The 15,207-nt window shown below is 63.5% G+C and carries 15 protein-coding genes; 7 read left to right on the forward strand and 8 right to left on the reverse strand.

Annotated features, from left to right (window positions below):
• Window positions 1–6: 6 nt before the first annotated feature.
• Together CQ019_RS16520 and CQ019_RS16525 are read right to left on the reverse strand one after the other, a co-directional pair.
• Complete coding sequence (locus CQ019_RS16520; RefSeq protein ID WP_105570165.1) at window positions 7–465, reverse strand: MarR family winged helix-turn-helix transcriptional regulator; 459 nt, start codon at window positions 463–465, stop codon at window positions 7–9.
• Entirely contained in the window at window positions 449–1,585 is a 1,137-nt protein-coding gene (locus CQ019_RS16525; RefSeq protein WP_105570166.1) for an LLM class flavin-dependent oxidoreductase, read from the reverse strand. The genes CQ019_RS16520 and CQ019_RS16525 overlap by 17 nt, the downstream gene beginning before the upstream one ends.
• 436 nt (window positions 1,586–2,021) lie before the next feature.
• Between CQ019_RS16525 and CQ019_RS16530 the strand changes: the two genes are divergently transcribed.
• Together CQ019_RS16530 and CQ019_RS16535 are read left to right on the forward strand one after the other, a co-directional pair.
• Complete coding sequence (locus CQ019_RS16530; protein WP_096288557.1) at window positions 2,022–2,300, forward strand: helix-turn-helix transcriptional regulator; 279 nt, start codon at window positions 2,022–2,024, stop codon at window positions 2,298–2,300.
• A complete protein-coding gene (locus tag CQ019_RS16535) occupies window positions 2,297–3,697 on the forward strand; it encodes a type II toxin-antitoxin system HipA family toxin (RefSeq protein ID WP_105570167.1) in 1,401 nt (466 codons plus the stop codon). Before CQ019_RS16530 ends, CQ019_RS16535 begins: the two co-directional genes overlap by 4 nt.
• 574 nt (window positions 3,698–4,271) lie before the next feature.
• Here the strand turns inward: CQ019_RS16535 and CQ019_RS16540 are convergent.
• Window positions 4,272–4,940, reverse strand: a complete 669-nt coding sequence (locus tag CQ019_RS16540) for a response regulator transcription factor (protein ID WP_105570168.1) — start codon at window positions 4,938–4,940, stop codon at window positions 4,272–4,274.
• A gap of 15 nt (window positions 4,941–4,955) precedes the next feature.
• The gene (locus tag CQ019_RS16545) at window positions 4,956–6,305 is read right to left on the reverse strand and encodes a sensor histidine kinase (protein WP_181148571.1); all 1,350 of its coding nucleotides are present in this window, start codon (window positions 6,303–6,305) and stop codon (window positions 4,956–4,958) included.
• 140 nt (window positions 6,306–6,445) lie between these two features.
• On the opposite strand from CQ019_RS16545, the gene CQ019_RS16550 reads away from it, so the two are divergent.
• Together CQ019_RS16550 and CQ019_RS16555 are read left to right on the forward strand one after the other, a co-directional pair.
• A complete protein-coding gene (locus CQ019_RS16550) occupies window positions 6,446–7,372 on the forward strand; it encodes an ATP-binding cassette domain-containing protein (protein WP_105570216.1) in 927 nt (308 codons plus the stop codon).
• Window positions 7,369–8,163, forward strand: coding sequence for an ABC transporter (locus tag CQ019_RS16555; protein ID WP_105570170.1), 795 nt, complete (start codon window positions 7,369–7,371; stop codon window positions 8,161–8,163). Before CQ019_RS16550 ends, CQ019_RS16555 begins: the two co-directional genes overlap by 4 nt.
• Before the next feature lie 105 nt (window positions 8,164–8,268).
• On the opposite strand, the gene CQ019_RS16560 is transcribed toward CQ019_RS16555, so the two are convergent.
• The 3 genes from CQ019_RS16560 to CQ019_RS16570 are packed head-to-tail and all read right to left on the reverse strand — an operon-like array spanning window position 8,269 to window position 9,608.
• A complete protein-coding gene (locus tag CQ019_RS16560) occupies window positions 8,269–8,706 on the reverse strand; it encodes a DoxX family membrane protein (protein ID WP_105570171.1) in 438 nt (145 codons plus the stop codon).
• Window positions 8,699–9,121, reverse strand: a complete 423-nt coding sequence (locus tag CQ019_RS16565) for an organic hydroperoxide resistance protein (RefSeq protein WP_105570172.1) — start codon at window positions 9,119–9,121, stop codon at window positions 8,699–8,701. Before CQ019_RS16565 ends, CQ019_RS16560 begins: the two co-directional genes overlap by 8 nt.
• Window positions 9,122–9,155: 34 nt before the next feature.
• Window positions 9,156–9,608, reverse strand: coding sequence for a MarR family winged helix-turn-helix transcriptional regulator (locus CQ019_RS16570; protein ID WP_181148572.1), 453 nt, complete (start codon window positions 9,606–9,608; stop codon window positions 9,156–9,158).
• Window positions 9,609–9,827: 219 nt separating this feature from the next.
• Here CQ019_RS16570 and CQ019_RS16575 point away from each other — a divergent pair, with 219 nt between their 5' ends.
• The 3 genes from CQ019_RS16575 to CQ019_RS16585 all read left to right on the forward strand — a co-directional run bounded on the left by CQ019_RS16575 (window position 9,828) and on the right by CQ019_RS16585 (window position 11,638).
• Window positions 9,828–10,265 carry a DUF6153 family protein gene (locus CQ019_RS16575; RefSeq protein ID WP_105570173.1) on the forward strand — a complete coding sequence of 146 codons (438 nt, stop codon included), beginning with the start codon at window positions 9,828–9,830 and terminating at the stop codon, window positions 10,263–10,265.
• A gap of 94 nt (window positions 10,266–10,359) precedes the next feature.
• A complete protein-coding gene (locus tag CQ019_RS16580; protein WP_105570174.1) occupies window positions 10,360–10,965 on the forward strand; it encodes a DUF305 domain-containing protein in 606 nt (201 codons plus the stop codon).
• 34 nt (window positions 10,966–10,999) lie between these two features.
• On the forward strand, window positions 11,000–11,638 hold the full coding sequence (locus CQ019_RS16585) for a CueP family metal-binding protein (protein ID WP_105570218.1): 639 nt from the start codon (window positions 11,000–11,002) through the stop codon (window positions 11,636–11,638).
• An 87-nt stretch (window positions 11,639–11,725) separates the two neighbouring features.
• Here CQ019_RS16585 and CQ019_RS16590 read toward each other — a convergent pair whose 3' ends face one another.
• A complete protein-coding gene (locus CQ019_RS16590) occupies window positions 11,726–15,088 on the reverse strand; it encodes an efflux RND transporter permease subunit (RefSeq protein ID WP_105570175.1) in 3,363 nt (1,120 codons plus the stop codon).
• Window positions 15,089–15,207 lie beyond the last annotated feature (119 nt).

Here is a 15,207-nt window from a genome sequence, read left to right on the forward strand (position 1 = left end):
CAGTCCCTACTCCACGGCGTTGCGCAGCTTGGTGCTCAACCGTTGGAGCTCGATGAATTCTTCTTCGCTCAATGCCTCGCCCATCAGCCGATGCAGCTGCTTGACGTGAGCCCGGCCGATGTCCCGCTGCGTGGCCAGGCCCGCTTCGGTGAGCCTGATCCGGCTCGCCCGCTGATCGGTGGGATCGGTGCACCGGGAGACCAGCCCGCGCTCTTCGAGGCGAGTGATCATCCGGCTCAGGCTGGGCTGGGAGATCAGCAGGTGCTTATTCAAATCCACCAACCGAGTCTCGTTCTCCGGTGCGTGGCGCAGGTTGAACAACACGTCGTACTCCCGGATGGAGAGCTTGGCGAATTCGGGCATCGCGGTGATCTGGCGCATCACCGCGACCTGCGCCCGGAACAGCGCCTCCCACGCGTCGGTGGTGACCTTCAACGAGGCCTGGGTGCTACTGGTCCCGGTCACTGACTTCTGGCTCCTTCGGGGCGTTGGCTTGCTCGGCTTCCAGTTTAGCCTTGCGGGCAGCCACGCGGCCCACGTGGGTTGGGGCATCGGCGATATCCGGGGCCGCCCGCGATGCCATTTCCTTCTTCAGCTCCGGCAATACGTACTCGCCGAACATATCCAGCTGGTTCAGCACGGTCTTCAGCGGCAACCCGGCATGGTCGATGAGGAACAGCTGGCGCTGGTAGTCGCCGAAGTACTCCTGGAAGCTCAGGGTCTTCTCCAATACCTGCTGCGGGGAGCCGACGGTGAGCGGGGTCTGCGCGGTGAAGTCCTCCATGGATGGGCCGTGTCCGTAGACCGGGGCGTTGTCGAAGTACGGACGGAATTCCTTGACCGCCTGCTGGGAATCCTTGGCCATGTAGAACTGGCCGCCCAAGCCGACGACCGCCTGGTGCGCCTTGCCGTGGCCGTAGTGCTCGTAGCGCTCACGGTAGAGGTCGATCAGCTGCTTGTAGTGCTCCTTGGGCCAGAAGATGTTGTTGGCGAAGAAGCCGTCCCCGTAGTAGGCGGCGATCTCTGCCACCTGCGGGGTGCGGATCGAGCCGTGCCAGACGAACGGCGCCACGTCGTCCAGCGGGCGCGGGGTGGAGGTGAAATTCTGCAGCGGGGTGCGGAACTTGCCTTCCCAGTTCACCACGTCTTCATCCCAGAGTCGGCGCAGCAGGTCGTAGTTCTCCACGGTGAGGTTCACCGAGTCCTGCATGTTCTTGCCGAACCATGGGTAGACCGGACCGGTGTTGCCGCGTCCCAGCACCAGGTCCACGCGTCCGTTGGACAGGTTCTGCAGCATCGCGAAGTCCTCGGCGATCTTCACCGGGTCGTTCGTGGTGATCAGCGTGGTCGCCGTGGAGAGGATGATGCGTTCGGTCTGCGCGGCGATGTAGGCCAGCGTGGTAGTGGGCGAGGAGGAGAAGAATGGGCGGTTGTGGTGCTCGCCGATGGCGAAGACATCCATGCCGATCTCTTCGACCTTCTTGGCGATGGCTACCGAAGCGTCGATGCGCTCTTTTTCGGTTGGCATCTTGCCGGTGGTCGGGTCGCGGGTGATGTCGCTGACTGAAAAGACTCCGAATTGCATGTCCGCTCCTAAGCTGTCGAGATACGCTGTGTGCTTACCTCTAATTTATATGCGTATGCATGTAATAACAAGTTGATGCGTCAAATATTCCCTGAGGTGGAGTATGGCGTCGGACACGCGCCTGTGCGAGAGTTCGGAAAATTGCGCATTCGAAGCAGTGCCACCCTATGCGGATTGAATGCTTGGTAGTTGCCGGCGAGTGCGGGTTGCGGTGGTGGGTGGCGTGTTGACCCGAGGATCTGCAGTCCGCATTATTGAACCGCAGTAGTGGCCAACTTGCCCATTGCATCGTTGCGTGCCATCGGGGCCGTCGGCTGAAGCTTGGGCTGACCCTCATCCGTTAGTTGGTTATGAGGTGAATTCTAGGCATCGCAATGTAGCTATTTGCACTCACTGTATGCGATAATGTTTATAAGTAGCTACATTAGGAGCTTAAATGCTTGAGGCTCAAAAGCTCGGTGCAAGCCTGCAGGAATGGCGCATTATTCTTGGGTTGACTCAAGAACTGGTTGCCGAGCGGGCCGGCATCTCCAGGAGCACGCTGATCAAACTAGAACAAGGCGCAGGAGCAAAACTCGAAACCTTCCTTGTAGTCGCCAAGGTTCTCGGCATTGTCGACCGTATAAATGATGCTGTCGAGCCACTCAACACCGACTTGGGTCGTGCCAGATCACGACTGCTTAGTCGCCAGCGTGCACCAAGGGGGAGTTCATGAGCCGGCGGAACCGCATAAAAATCAGGCGTGTCGAGGTACTGACTGGCGAGACTGCAACGGGCACTTTGACGATCGAGTCCGATGCCCTCTCACCACTGGAGCATATAGCCTTCACGTACTCCGACTCCTGGCTTGCCTCTGACTGCTCCTTCGCTATCTCGCCCGAACTTCCGTTGATAAAGGGGCCGCAGCGCCCCACCTTGGGACGGGAGATGTTCGGCTCGTTCATGGATGCTGCACCGGATGCATGGGGTCAGCGACTCCTCCATGAGGAGGCACGGCTGCATTCCAAGGCAACTGGCGTACCAGCACCGAGGAATACGCAGATATCCCGGCTCTTCATGGTCAACGACCAGACGAGGCAAGGCGCACTGCGGTTCCGGGAAAACGGAAAATTCCTCTCCAGCTGGGGACAATGGGCGGGTGTTCGCGACCTGCCAGTGCTTGCCGAACAGTCACGCGCTTACGAGGAGACCGGGTACATAGACGAGCAAAACAGCTTGCTCATCGGGGCTGGATCATCTCCTGGAGGTGCTCAGCCAAAAGCTTGGGTTCGCGACGCGGATGGGTCGATGTTGCTCGCCAAATTCCCAAAGACCTCGGACCTGGGCAATGTCCAGCTCTGGGAAATGGTAGCGATACGCCTGCAGCAGCGAGCTGGAATCGAAGTCCAACCTTCCCGGCTGATGAGGCTGGATGAATACCACCAGATCTTCCTCACCAAGCGTTTCGACAGGTCGGGCGATGAGCGCATACCATACATGAGTGCACGCACGGCCCTCCAGCTAAACGACGGCGAGCACCCAAGCTATGTCAAGCTTGCCCGTGAAATTTCGATGGTCTCATCCAATCCCGTGGCAGATTCCAAGGAGATGTTCAGCCGAGCAGCGTTCGGCGCTATGGTCAACAATATCGATGACCACATGCGAAATCACGGCCTGCTCAAGATTGGCAGGGGCTGGAGGTTATCGCCGTCGTTCGACGTGAATCCCATGCGGACAGGCACCTCCGACACTCCTCTCGTGCCGGGTGGGGATACCTTCGACCGGAACGTACTCGAACTGCTGGACCACCTTGACTCGTTCCGGCTCACCCGTACCGAGGCCGTCACGCGTCTGCGCCGGATCAATGAAGCTGTCTCCCATTGGGCCGAGGAGGCGATCAGGCTCGGTGCCGAGGCCGACGCGGCCGAATCAATGCACCGCGCCTTCGAGGGCTCGAACCGCAACCGAGTCGCGGGCCTCAAAGACATTTCGCCACCCACTGCCATCAGCCTCGGGGAAGCGGCTGGAGAACCCGGAGATTCCGGCCAGCCGAAAACCGGACAGGTGTGGATTAAAGCCCACCACCGCGCAGGCAGGTACGTCCCAGGACACTACAGGTCCCGCCCTAAGTAGCAGCAGCACTGGATGGACGGGCAGCTTCCACCGGTCGCCGCTCGGCGCGCTGGGTTGCAGGAATGATCTATCCATGACGTCCTACGAGTTTTCTCCGGCCGAACTTCCGCCGATGTCAGCTAGGGATCCTCGGACCAGCTGAAAGTGCCAACAGCGAAGGCGTTTCGCGGGGTGGTTCAGCCTCGCTGGGAATCCACTTGGTTTGTCAAGGGAATCCCGATAATGCGGACGGACGGTATAGGGATAACTGGCACGAAACCCGAGCAGTTCTGGGAAAGTCGGCGGGCCTTCATCCCTGGTCTTCCAGAACGGATGAACGACCAATGGCCTGAATCCGAATAGCTCCTCTTCGGCATGCTTGAATATAGGTCGACCATTGTTGCCATATCATCTGATGGCGTTTAAATCCCTGCCGCAACCTCGACGAACTCAGTTTCGATGAACGTGTCGAGAAGGCCGCATGCTGCGATGAGATCAACGGGCTGCTGCGTCGTGAAAAGCCACCTTTTGGGATGAGCGGTGCGTTCAACATTCTCCGCCCCTGCCGGCAGCCTGCGAAACATGTCGTGAGCCGCTACGGGTGGACAACACCCGCGCGATAGGCAATCAGCGCGGCATCCACGCGGTTGCGCGCGCCGAGCTTAAGCAGGATCGCGGTCATATGCCCCTTGACCGTCGCCTCGGTGAGCACCAGCCGGGCGGCGATCTCCGCGTTGGTCAGGCTCGATCCCACCAGCGCCAGCACCTCGCGTTCGCGCACGGTCAGCCCTTGGACCAAAGTGCGGGCGCGGGCCAGCGAGGCGGTATCGATGCCGCGCACCTTGTCGATCACCCGACGGGCAATGCGCGGGGACAGCGCCGCGGCGCCCTCGGCCACCGCATGGATGGCTCCGAGTAGTTCCTCGGGCCCCGAGCTTTTGAGCATGAATCCGCAGGCTCCGCCGGACATGGCCCGGTCGATGTAGTCTTCCTCGCCGAAGGTGGTCAGGATCAGCACCTTGGCCTCCGGGGCCTGGGCCAGGATCGCTTCCAGGGCGCCCAGCCCATCGAGCTGCGGCATGCGGATATCCATGAGGATTACCGACGGCGCCAGGCGTTCGGCCAGTTCGATGGCGCGCGCCCCGTTCTCCGCTTCGCCGATAATCGAGATGCCCGGGTCGCTGGCGAGGATCGCGCGCAGCCCGGCGCGGATCAGGGCGTCGTCATCCACCAGCAGGATGCTGACTGGGGTATCCATGCTCATCTGCAGCTCCTTTGGTTAGCCGGCGGGGTAGAGGTGGTCGGTGGAGACCAATACGTCATCGGTGAAGCACAGGCGGAACATCTCGCTGCCCAGATCCAGCAGGCCGGTCCGCGCCGCATAGTAGCGGCACTGCGCATTCTCCGGCGGCGCCGGTTCGTCGATCACGGGAAGCGGTTCATCCAGGCCCGGGGCGCGGACCAGCGAAGCTACCTCGCCCGAGTCCATGCCCACTTTGAGCTTCTGGTACTCCGACGGGTGCAGGGCCGTGGCTTGGTAGGTGGCATGCTGCAACAGCAGCAGGGCCGCGGAAATCACCGTGACGGCGAGGATCGGCAACAGCACCAGCATCGAGGTGCTGGTGCGCTTCACGGGAGAGTGCATCCCGGCAGGCGCCGGGGGCGAGGATGACTGGGCAATGCAGGCGCGCAGTTCGAAGCGCTCCTTCGTGCGGTGCACCGCCAGCGAACCGCCGGCGGCTTCGAGGGCGCCGCGCAGCGAAGCGATTCCGGTGGCCCCGGGCCGGACCGGCGGGACAGGGCCATGCAGGGGATTGGAAATCCTCAGCACCGCCTGCTCCGAGCGCGTATCGAGTTCCAGCTCCACCTCGGCGTGCGGCGCGTACTTCGCCGCATTGGTCAACGCCTCCTGGGCCACTTGGCGCAGCACGGCGGCCCACCGGATGGATCCGGGGGCCTGCGGCGAGGGACCATGCCGGGTGAAGTTGATCTTCATGCCCTTGGCCCGGGCTTGCTCGACCAGCTGCTCCAGCGATGAACCTGCCGGACCCAGCGGCGCTTGGTCGCCGTCCTCGTGCAGCACCCCGATGATCTGGTGCAGATGCTCGATGGACTCATCGGCCTGCTCGCGGATCCGCGCCGCCTGCGCATAGGCCGGCGTGCCCTTTTCCAGGGACACCTGCAGCCCGCTGGAGGACAGCGCCAGCAGCGCCAGATCGTGGCCCAGCTGATCATGCATGGCTTCGGCGATGCGCGCCCGTTCGCGCAGCTCGGCTTGCACCACCACATGCCGGCGCTCCTGGCTGCGGAACAGCACCGCATTGCGCCGCGCCCGGCCGGCCCACCAGGGCAGCAGCGCAAAGAGCACCAAGCCGGTGAGGATATTCAGCGCAAAGGTCAACAGGCTCAGGTGCGAGGACAGTGCCAGCGTCACCCCGGCGGCCAGCGTCCCCGCCCCAAGGGCCAGCAATCCATGGGCCAGGGAGGAAACATGCCGTCCGGCCAGGTAGCTACAGGCCGCGGCCAGGGGAGCGAGCACAACCCAGGCCCCGTTCGTGGAGATGGGGACCAAATAGGCGCAGAGAGCCAGCAGCAACAGCAGAACCAGCTGCTTCCACGAGGTAGTCATGAACAACATGCTACGCAGAATCGCCGCGGGCAGACACCGACCAAGGTAGGGGTTCGGTGCCGCGAGAATGCAGACCTCCAGCCGGTGCGCGGCGGCAGCGGCGAATCCTAGGGTGGAGAGCAGAACTAAAGGAGCACACCATGATCGCATTCGAAGCGCTGAGCAAGGACTTCGGCGCCACCCGCGCAGTCAATGCGCTGACCGCAACCATAGAACCCGGGCAAGTGACCGGATTCCTCGGCCCCAACGGGGCCGGCAAATCGACCACCATGCGCATGATCCTCGGACTGGACGCACCAAGCAGCGGGCAGGCGCTGGTCAATTCGGTTCCCTACGCGCAGCTGCGCTACCCGCTGCATACGGTAGGTGCGCACATCTCCGGCACGGCGGGGCACCCCGGGCACACCCCGCGCACCTTCCTCAAGTCCCTGGCGCAATGCAATCGGATCCCGGCATCCCGGGTGGATGAGGTGCTGGCCGAAGTCGGCTTGCAGCCGGTGGCCGGCAAACGGATCGGCGGATTCTCCCTCGGCATGCGCCAGCGGCTGGGAATCGCCGCCGCCCTGCTGGGCGACCCGCAAATCCTGATCCTGGACGAGCCAATGAACGGGTTGGATGCCGAAGGCATCTCCTGGATCCGGCAGCTGATGCGCACCCGGGCCGAGCGCGGCGGAACCATCTTCGTCTCCAGCCACCTGATGAGCGAGGTGCAGCAGGTCGCGGACCAGCTGATCCTGATCGGACGCGGGGCGCTGATCACCCAAGCACCCACGCAGGAGCTGATCAAGCAATTCACCGAACCGGTCATCACGGTGCGCTCGCCGCAGGCCGCCGCGCTCGCCGGGTTGCTGCTGCAACCCGGTGTCGAGGTGAATGCCACCGCCGGAGACCGTCTGGAAGTGATTGGATTGCCGCTGGAAGCTATCGGCGCCTCGGCCTTTGCCGGTGGTATCGAGCTGCATGAACTCAGCGTTGCCCACGGGTCGCTGGAAAACGCCTACAACCAACTGACTCACGACACGGTGGAATACTCCACCGAGCTAGCAGGGAGAGTGGGAAGCAAATGAGCACGCTGCAGATCGGTGAATCCAGGACCGGTGACTTTGCCGGACCGCTGTTGCGGGCAACCGGCGCCGAGGCCACCAAATTCTTCGGGCTGCGTGCCCTGGTCGGGCTCTATGCCTCGGGAATACTGGTGACCATCGCATTGGGCTGGCTACTAGGGGCCAGCGCGAAAGCCAGCGGGGACAATGGCTTCGACACCGCGATGCCGGCGCCGCTGCTGGTGTTTGCGACCCTGCAATTCAGCCAGCTGTTCTTTGCCGCCGTGGCCGCCTTGCACATCACCAACGAGTACTCCAGCGGGAGCATCTACACCACCTTGCAGTCGGTGCCGCGCCGCTCGGTCATGCTCGGCGCCAAGGCGCTGCTGCTGGCCGGGCTCGGCTTGGTTGCCGGGGTCTGCATGATCGGCTTGGGCACCATCCCGGCAACGCTCAGTGCGGGGCAGTACGGCGCCTTCGCTCTCTCCGACCTGGTCTCGGCCTGCCTCGGCGCCGGTGCATATCTGGCGCTATTGAGCTTGATGGTGCTCGGCCTCGGGCTACTCTGCCGGAACTCGGCGGGAGCGATCGTCTCGGCGATCATGCTGGTGATCGGGCTTCCGCAGATCCTGCAGCTGATTCCGTTCGAGTGGGTGCAGACGCTGGCCCAATACCTGCCGACCAACGCGGCGACGTTCATGGCCACCGGCGCGTCCGAACCCTATGGGCCGCCGGCGGCGCTGCTGGTGCTGATCGGCTGGACCGTGGCCCTGCTCGGAGCCGGGTATATTTCGCTGAAGCGGCGCGACGCCTAGCCGCGGCCGGTGCGGGGGACCTGCCAACGCAGTTGCACAGACAGCGCAAAGCGAGGTATCCGGCTCACCGCCGGATACCTCGCTTTGCGCAATTGGTTGCTGTAACTATGCCTTGGACCGGAGCTGCGCCCGATCGCGCCATGCGGCGGTGCTCCAGAGCGCAAGCGCGATCAGCACCGGTTGGAAGAACAGCCGGGTGAGCCGTTTCCCGTCGGTATCCAGTCCGAACGCGTCGCGTCCCTCCTGCCATTGCGCGAAATTGCCGGGGAACACCGCGACGAAGAAGAGTGCGGCAATCCAGCCCACGGCTACCCGCTTTTTGAGCAGCGCCAGCAAGGATAGCCCCAGCCCGATTTCGGCCACGCCGGAGAGAATCACCGTCAGGTCCGGATCCAAGGGGACAAAGTCCGGGACCTGGGAGCGGAATTCCTCGCGGGCAAAGGTCAGGTGGCTGACCCCGGCGAAGCCAAGGAATGCTCCGAGCCCAATGCGTGCGCCGTGCCGGGCGAACCCCAGCGGTTTCGCCGCCGGCGACTTAGTCATCGCTGACGCTCACCAAGACATCGATGTTGCCGCGGGTGGCGTTGGAATAGGGGCAGACCTGGTGGGCCGCATCGGCCAGTTCCTGGGCCAGTGCGGGTTCCATGCCGGGAATGATGACCTCCAGCTCAACTGACAGCTTGAATCCGTCATCGCCGTCGCGGTTCAAATGGACTCGCCCCCCCACGCTGGAGTCCTCGATCTTGACCTTGCGGCTGCGCGCCACCACGTTCAAGGCCGAGTGGAAGCAGGCGGCGTAGCCCGCGGCGAAAAGCTGTTCCGGGTTCGTTCCGGTTCCCGAGCCGCCCAGTTCTGCCGGGGAGGTCAGGGACAGGTCGAGCTTGCCATCGGGGGTCTGGACGCGGCCTTCGCGGCCTTGGCCGGAGGACAGGGATTCTGCGGTGTATAGGGTTTCCATGGAACTGCCTTTCGATGATGGTGAAAGCTTGTAGTTATTCTCCGGAGGGTTGATCCGGAGAAGAGATTTCCTGCATGGAGGTGGTGATGCGGTGCAGGGCTGCCAGCAGTGCCTGCGCGCTCTGGAGATCCGGGAGTCCGGTGCCGCAAGCAATCTGCGCCGGAATATGCGCCAATTCTTTGCGCAGGGATTCTCCGGCGGGGGTCAGGCTGACGTTGACGACGCGGCTATCTTCCTCATCGCGCTGGCGTTTTATGAATTCCTTCTGTTCCAGCCGGCGCAACAGCGGGGACAGGGTCCCGGAATCCAGCTGGAGCATTTCGCCGATTTCGCGCACCGGCTTATCGCCTTCGGACCACAGCGCAACGAGCACCAGGTACTGGGTGTAGGTCAGCTGCCATGGGGCGAGCAGTTCGGCGTACGCCCGGGTGGTTGCCCGGCTCGCCGAATAGAGGGAGAAGCACACCATTTCGTCAACTATTGCCATAAAATAATGATTGCACGCAATTCAATTGTGCGCAACTTAAATTATTGGTCCTTTGGGCGCGGTGCTGCTCGGGCTACCGATCGGGCTCTTGGCGATGGCGCCGAATTGGTTATGGATTCGGGGTGCTTAGCTAGCTGGAGGCATCGGGAGAACTCCAGCCCTGTAGCTTGATCCGGTCACGTTTCGCGCAGTTCGGCTGGCATCGCTAAGCTGGGATTCATGAACATCGGCAAGCATCTGGCGAATGCCGGCGGGCGCAGCTACCCCCGCCTGGCGATAGTTCGCTCGCTGTTGCTGATTAGCGCGGTGCTTTTCGGTTTGTTCTCGATGCACGTGATGAATCATGGACTCTCGGCTGACTCCTCGGCCCCGCCGGCGCAGGCGCATTCGGCAGAAGCCCTGCCCATGCACCACGCTCCGCTAGCCGATCCGGGCCATCCCTCCGAGCAGGGCTGCACCGACTGCCCGCTGGGCCATGAGATGGCCGCCGCAGGTTGTGTTTTGGCGCTGCTGATCATGCTGTTGTTCCTGCGGCCACCGCATACCGTAGCTGTGGCCCGGACGGTGTTCCTGCGGACCTTGCGCGCAGCTTCGAAGCTTCGTGGGGTCGCGCCGCGCAAACCCGATCTGACGGCCTTGGGGATCTGCAGAACGTGAGAGCTTGGCAGGTCATTTGGCCTGCCGCCAGCTCGTTCCGGCGCCGCCGCAGGCAGGCGCCGCTCACGTTCCGAACTCATCAGGAGAATCACCCATGAACAAGCAGACCTTCTTTTCCAGCGCCCTCGCACTGGGCGCAATGCTCGCCCTCACCGGTTGCGCGGGGGAACCATCAAGCACTCCGGCGCCGAGCGCCTCGGCTTCCGAAGCGCATTCCGGGCATTCCATGGAGCAGTCCCCATCGGCCAATGACGCCGATATGGCGTTCGCCTCGGGCATGAAGATGCACCACGAACAGGCGATCGACATGTCCGAGATCCTGCTGGACAAGTCCGGGGTTCCCGCCGAGGTGGTGGCCCTGGCCGAACGGATTAAGGCGGCGCAAAGCCCGGAGATCGAACGCATGGACCGCTGGCTTTCCGAATGGAACATGCCCGAGGGCATGGATCACGGGGCTATGGACCACGGCGACGGGATGGTTCCGGAAGATGAGATCAAGGCCTTAGAGGACGCAACGGGGTCCGAAGCTGCCCGGCTCTTTCTTGAGCAGATGATCATGCATCACGAAGGTGCCGTGGTGATGTCCGAGACCGAGATCAACGAAGGAAGCTACCCGGCGGCCATCGACCTGTCCAAGCAGATCGTTGATTCCCAGACCAAGGAAATCAACGAGATGAAGCAGCTGCTTGAAACGCTGTAGCCAGGAAGTGAAGACAGAAAGGTTGGGATTGACCGTGCCCAAAAAATTTGAAGGCAGCAAAGGTGCGCGCGCCGGGATTGTGGCCGCGGCGGCCGGCGCGGTGCTCGCGCTGGCCGCGTTGACCGGGTGCAGCACTGCACCGGCGCCCGTCGCGCAGCCCGAGCCTACGGTGGTTGCGGCCGAGGACACCGGGGAGTTCCTCGCGGAGCTTGGCCTGGCCGGGCTCGATGCCAGGGCGGCGATCGATCGGCTCGACCGGATGCCGGTGGCGCAGCGGCCGGGCGACTTCACCGCCTCGGTGCAGCCGGCCCAGCTGGTGCTCACCGATGCGTCGGGACGCACCGCGGGTCTGCCGATGCCGGAAGATGAGTACTACCTTTCGGCGGCACCCTATGTGAGCCAGACCCACAGCTGCCATTTCCACAGCCTGACCACCTGTCTGGGGGAGCTGGCGGGAAAGGAAGTCCAGGTGAAGGCAACTGACGCCGACACCGGCGAGGTGCTGGTGGAGAAGGGCGTAAAAACCTTCGACAATGGATTCCTTGGACTCTGGGTTCCGCGTGGAATTATCCTGGATATGGAATTCAGCTACGAAGGCAAAACCGCGAAGACCACCGTGTCCACCGCCGGCAGCACAAACGCCACCTGCCTGACCGAGCTGCCGCTGGTCTAAGACAGCGCGTCTGCACAACCAAAAAAAGCATTCGGGCCTGCAACCACATCTAGTGGTTGCAGGCCCGAATGCTTGGCGCCGGAGAACTTAGTCCTTGGGCTCCTGGGCCGCCTTGTTCATCAATTCCTCGAACGCCCGGCGCTCCTTGCGGGAGACGGGGATCTGGCCGGTCAGCGGATTGACCACCTGGCCCGGAATCGCCTTGGGATTAACCGGATCCGCCGGCTTGGCGTCCGCCACCTTCGGCTCGGGCTTGGCCTGCTTCTTGTCCTTGGCCTGCACCGGCACCTGCTTGGCCCCCGGGGTGATCTTCGCGGTGGCCCCGTTCATGGCCAGCGCAAGATCCTGGGCTCCCGTGTGCTGCTCGGTGGAGTGCTTGCGTCCCGCGCGGCGCAGCTCGCGCTTCTCCTTGCGCGACTCCACCAGGCGGTAGAGCACCGGTACCAGGATCAGGGTCAGCAAGGTGGAGGAGATCAGGCCGCCGATGACCACCACGGCCAGCGGCTGCGAGATGAATCCGGACTGGCCGGTGAGTCCCAGACCCATCGGGATCAGCGCGAAGATGGTGGCCAGCGCGGTCATCAGAATCGGGCGCAGACGCTGGCGGGCACCTTGCATGATGGCCTCATTCAGCGCCATCGCCGGCCGCTCGGGGGTATCGGCCCGATACTGGTTGATCAGGTCGATCAGCACGATCGCGTTGGTGACCACGATGCCCACCAGCATCAGCATGCCGATCAAGGAAGGCAGCCCCAGCGGGATGCCGGAGATCAGCAGCAGGCCGATGGCCCCGGTAGCGGCGAACGGAATGGAGATCAGCAGGATCAGCGGCTGGATCAGCGACTTGAAGGTAGCCACCATGATCACGTAGACGATCGCGATGGCCGCCAGCAAGGCGAGGTAGAGCTGGTTGAAGGATTCGGCCTGCTCGGTGGCCGCGCCGCCGATTTCGGCACTGGCGCCCTCGGGCAAATCCACCGAGTCGAGGCGCTCGGTGACGTCCGTGGAGACCTTGCCAAGCATGTTCTCCGCCGGGGTCAGCGTGAGGGTGGAGATGCGCTCGCCATTGGAGGTGGTGACCTGCTGGACGACCTTGGTGCGTTCCACCGTCGCCAAATCCTGCAGCTGCACCAGGCCGGCGGCGGTGGGGATCTGCAGTTCGCGCAGCTTGTTCAGCCCGTTCAGATCCATGGGCTCGCCGATCTGCACGGTCATGTCCGTGTAGTCCAGGCGCAGGGTGCCCGCCGGGACGGCGGAGACCTGTGAGGCGACCAGACCGGAAAGCTGCGCCTCGGTCAGCCCCGCCTCGGCTGCCTTGTCCGCGTCGATATCGATGGAGACCTGCTCGCGTTCCGCCGAGAGGTTGTCCGCGATGCCGGTGACATGCTCGGTGCCGGCCAGCGCTTCGCGCAGCTTCTCGGTGGCCTCGCGCAGAATATCCTCATTCGGGGCCTTGACCTCCACGGTGACGTCGCTGGACATCATCGCCGAGGAATTGGAGCCGAAGCTCAGGGTGACATCCTCGGACAACTCCAGGCCCTGGATCTGTTCGCGGACCGTATTGCTCAGCGCCTCCTGGTCGCGATCGGGGTCGGTGATCGCGGTGAAGCTTGCGGTGTCCGCGCCGGAGGCGAACATCGCCGCCATGCCGCTGGCGGTGCCCACGGTCATCTGCACATCTTCCAGGCCCTCGATGTCCTGCAGCTTTGCTTCCACCTTTTCGGCCTCGGCCAAGGTGGTCTCCAGCGCGGTGCCCGAGGGCAGCTTCGCGGTGATGGAGATCGAGTTCTCCCCGGTGGAGCCGAGCAGGTTGGTGTTCAGCAGCGGCGTCATCGCCACGGTGCCGGCCAGGATCAGCACGGAGGCCAGCAGCGTGATGACCGGGTGCTTCTGCGTGCCGTTGAGCACCGGCACGTAGGCGCGCTGCAGCCAGGACTTGTCCTCGGCCACGTGGACGGTGCGGGTCGCCCCGGTTCCCGGGCGGTGCGGCAGGAACCAGTAGGCGAGCACCGGAACGATGGTCAGCGAGACCAGCAGCGAGGCGAGCAGGGCGATGGCCATGGTCATCGCGAAGGGGCTGAACAGCTCCCCGGCCATGCCGCCGACCATGGCGATCGGCAGGAACACCGCCACGGTGGTCAGCGTCGCGGCGGTAATCGCTCCGGCCACTTCCCTGACCGCCAGCAGGATGGACTGGGCCTTGGATTCGCCATGGGCCAGGTGGCGCTTGATGTTCTCGATCACCACGATCGAGTCATCCACCACGCGGCCGATGGAGATGGTCAGCGCGCCCAGGGTGAGCATATTCAGCGTGTACCCGAACACGTTCATGCCGATGAAGGTGGCCATCAGAGACAGCGGGATGGAGATCGCGGTGACCAGCGTGGAGCGCACGGAGAACAGGAAGATCAGGATGATGAGCACGGCGAAGCCCAGGCCCAGGGCGCCTTCCAGCGCCAGGTGGCTGATGGAGTCCTCGATGAAGGGTGCCTGGTCGAAGATGGTGGTCATCGTCGCCTTGTGGCCGAGCTCGGCCTCCAGATCCGCGATCATCGCGGTGACCGCGTGGGAGATCGCGACGGTATCCCCGTCCGGGGTCTTGGTGACCTGGATGGACAGGGTCTCATCCCCGTTGGTGCGCGTGACGCTGGTGGCCTCGTCGGCCTGCACGGAGACCTCGGCGAGATCCTTGAGCAGCACCGGGCCGTTGTCGGTCACCAGCGGAATCTCTTCGATCGCAGCCAGGGTATCTGGGGAGGATCCGGCGATGACCGGAAGCTGCAGCCCGTCGACGTCCATATTGCCCACCGGCATGGGGGAGCCGGCGTTCTCGATGCCGTCCTTCAGGTCGGCAACGCTCAGCCCGGCGGCGCTGAGCTTGTCGTCGTCCGGGATCACCGCGATGTGCTGGGAAGCGCCGCCGGAGACTGCGGCTTCACGCACCCCGTCGATCTTCTGCAGTTTAGGCAGCGCGATGCGTTCCACATCATCGTTCAGCGCTTCCAGGGACTCGTTCGAGGAGACCGCGAGCATCAGCACCGGAAGGTCGGCAATGGAGCCGGCCAGCGCCGTGGGTTCCACGTCTTCGGGCAGCTGGGTCTTCACGTTGGAGATCGCGCGTTCCACCTGCGCGCGGGCACGGTCCATATCGGTGCCGTACTCGAAGGTCAGCGCGATGCGGGTGAATCCGGTCTGCGAGGTGGCGGTGGAGGATTCCAGGCCCTCGACCGCCTGCAGCGCGGTTTCCAACGGGGCGGCGACCTGTTCGTCGACCACCTCGGGGCTGGCGCCCATCTGGGTGGCCATCACGGAGATCTGCGGGAACTCCAGTGCGGGGATCAGTTCCTGCTTCAGCGATCCCATGGAGATCACGCCGAAAACGGCGGCGAAGATCGTGATGAGCGCGATGAGCGCCCGGTTCTTCAAAGACAAGATGGCCAAGCGCTGCATGCGTGTGTGGTCCTAGCTGTGTCGCAGTGGGAGGGGCTGAGCACAACTTTAGTTGGTTGTCATTGCTCAACAGTCACCGAGAGATGTTAAGCACGCAAAAATCATCCGAATGGATTACC

The sequence above is a fragment of the Arthrobacter sp. MYb229 genome (assembly GCF_002975405.1).
Lineage (GTDB): Bacteria > Actinomycetota > Actinomycetes > Actinomycetales > Micrococcaceae > Glutamicibacter.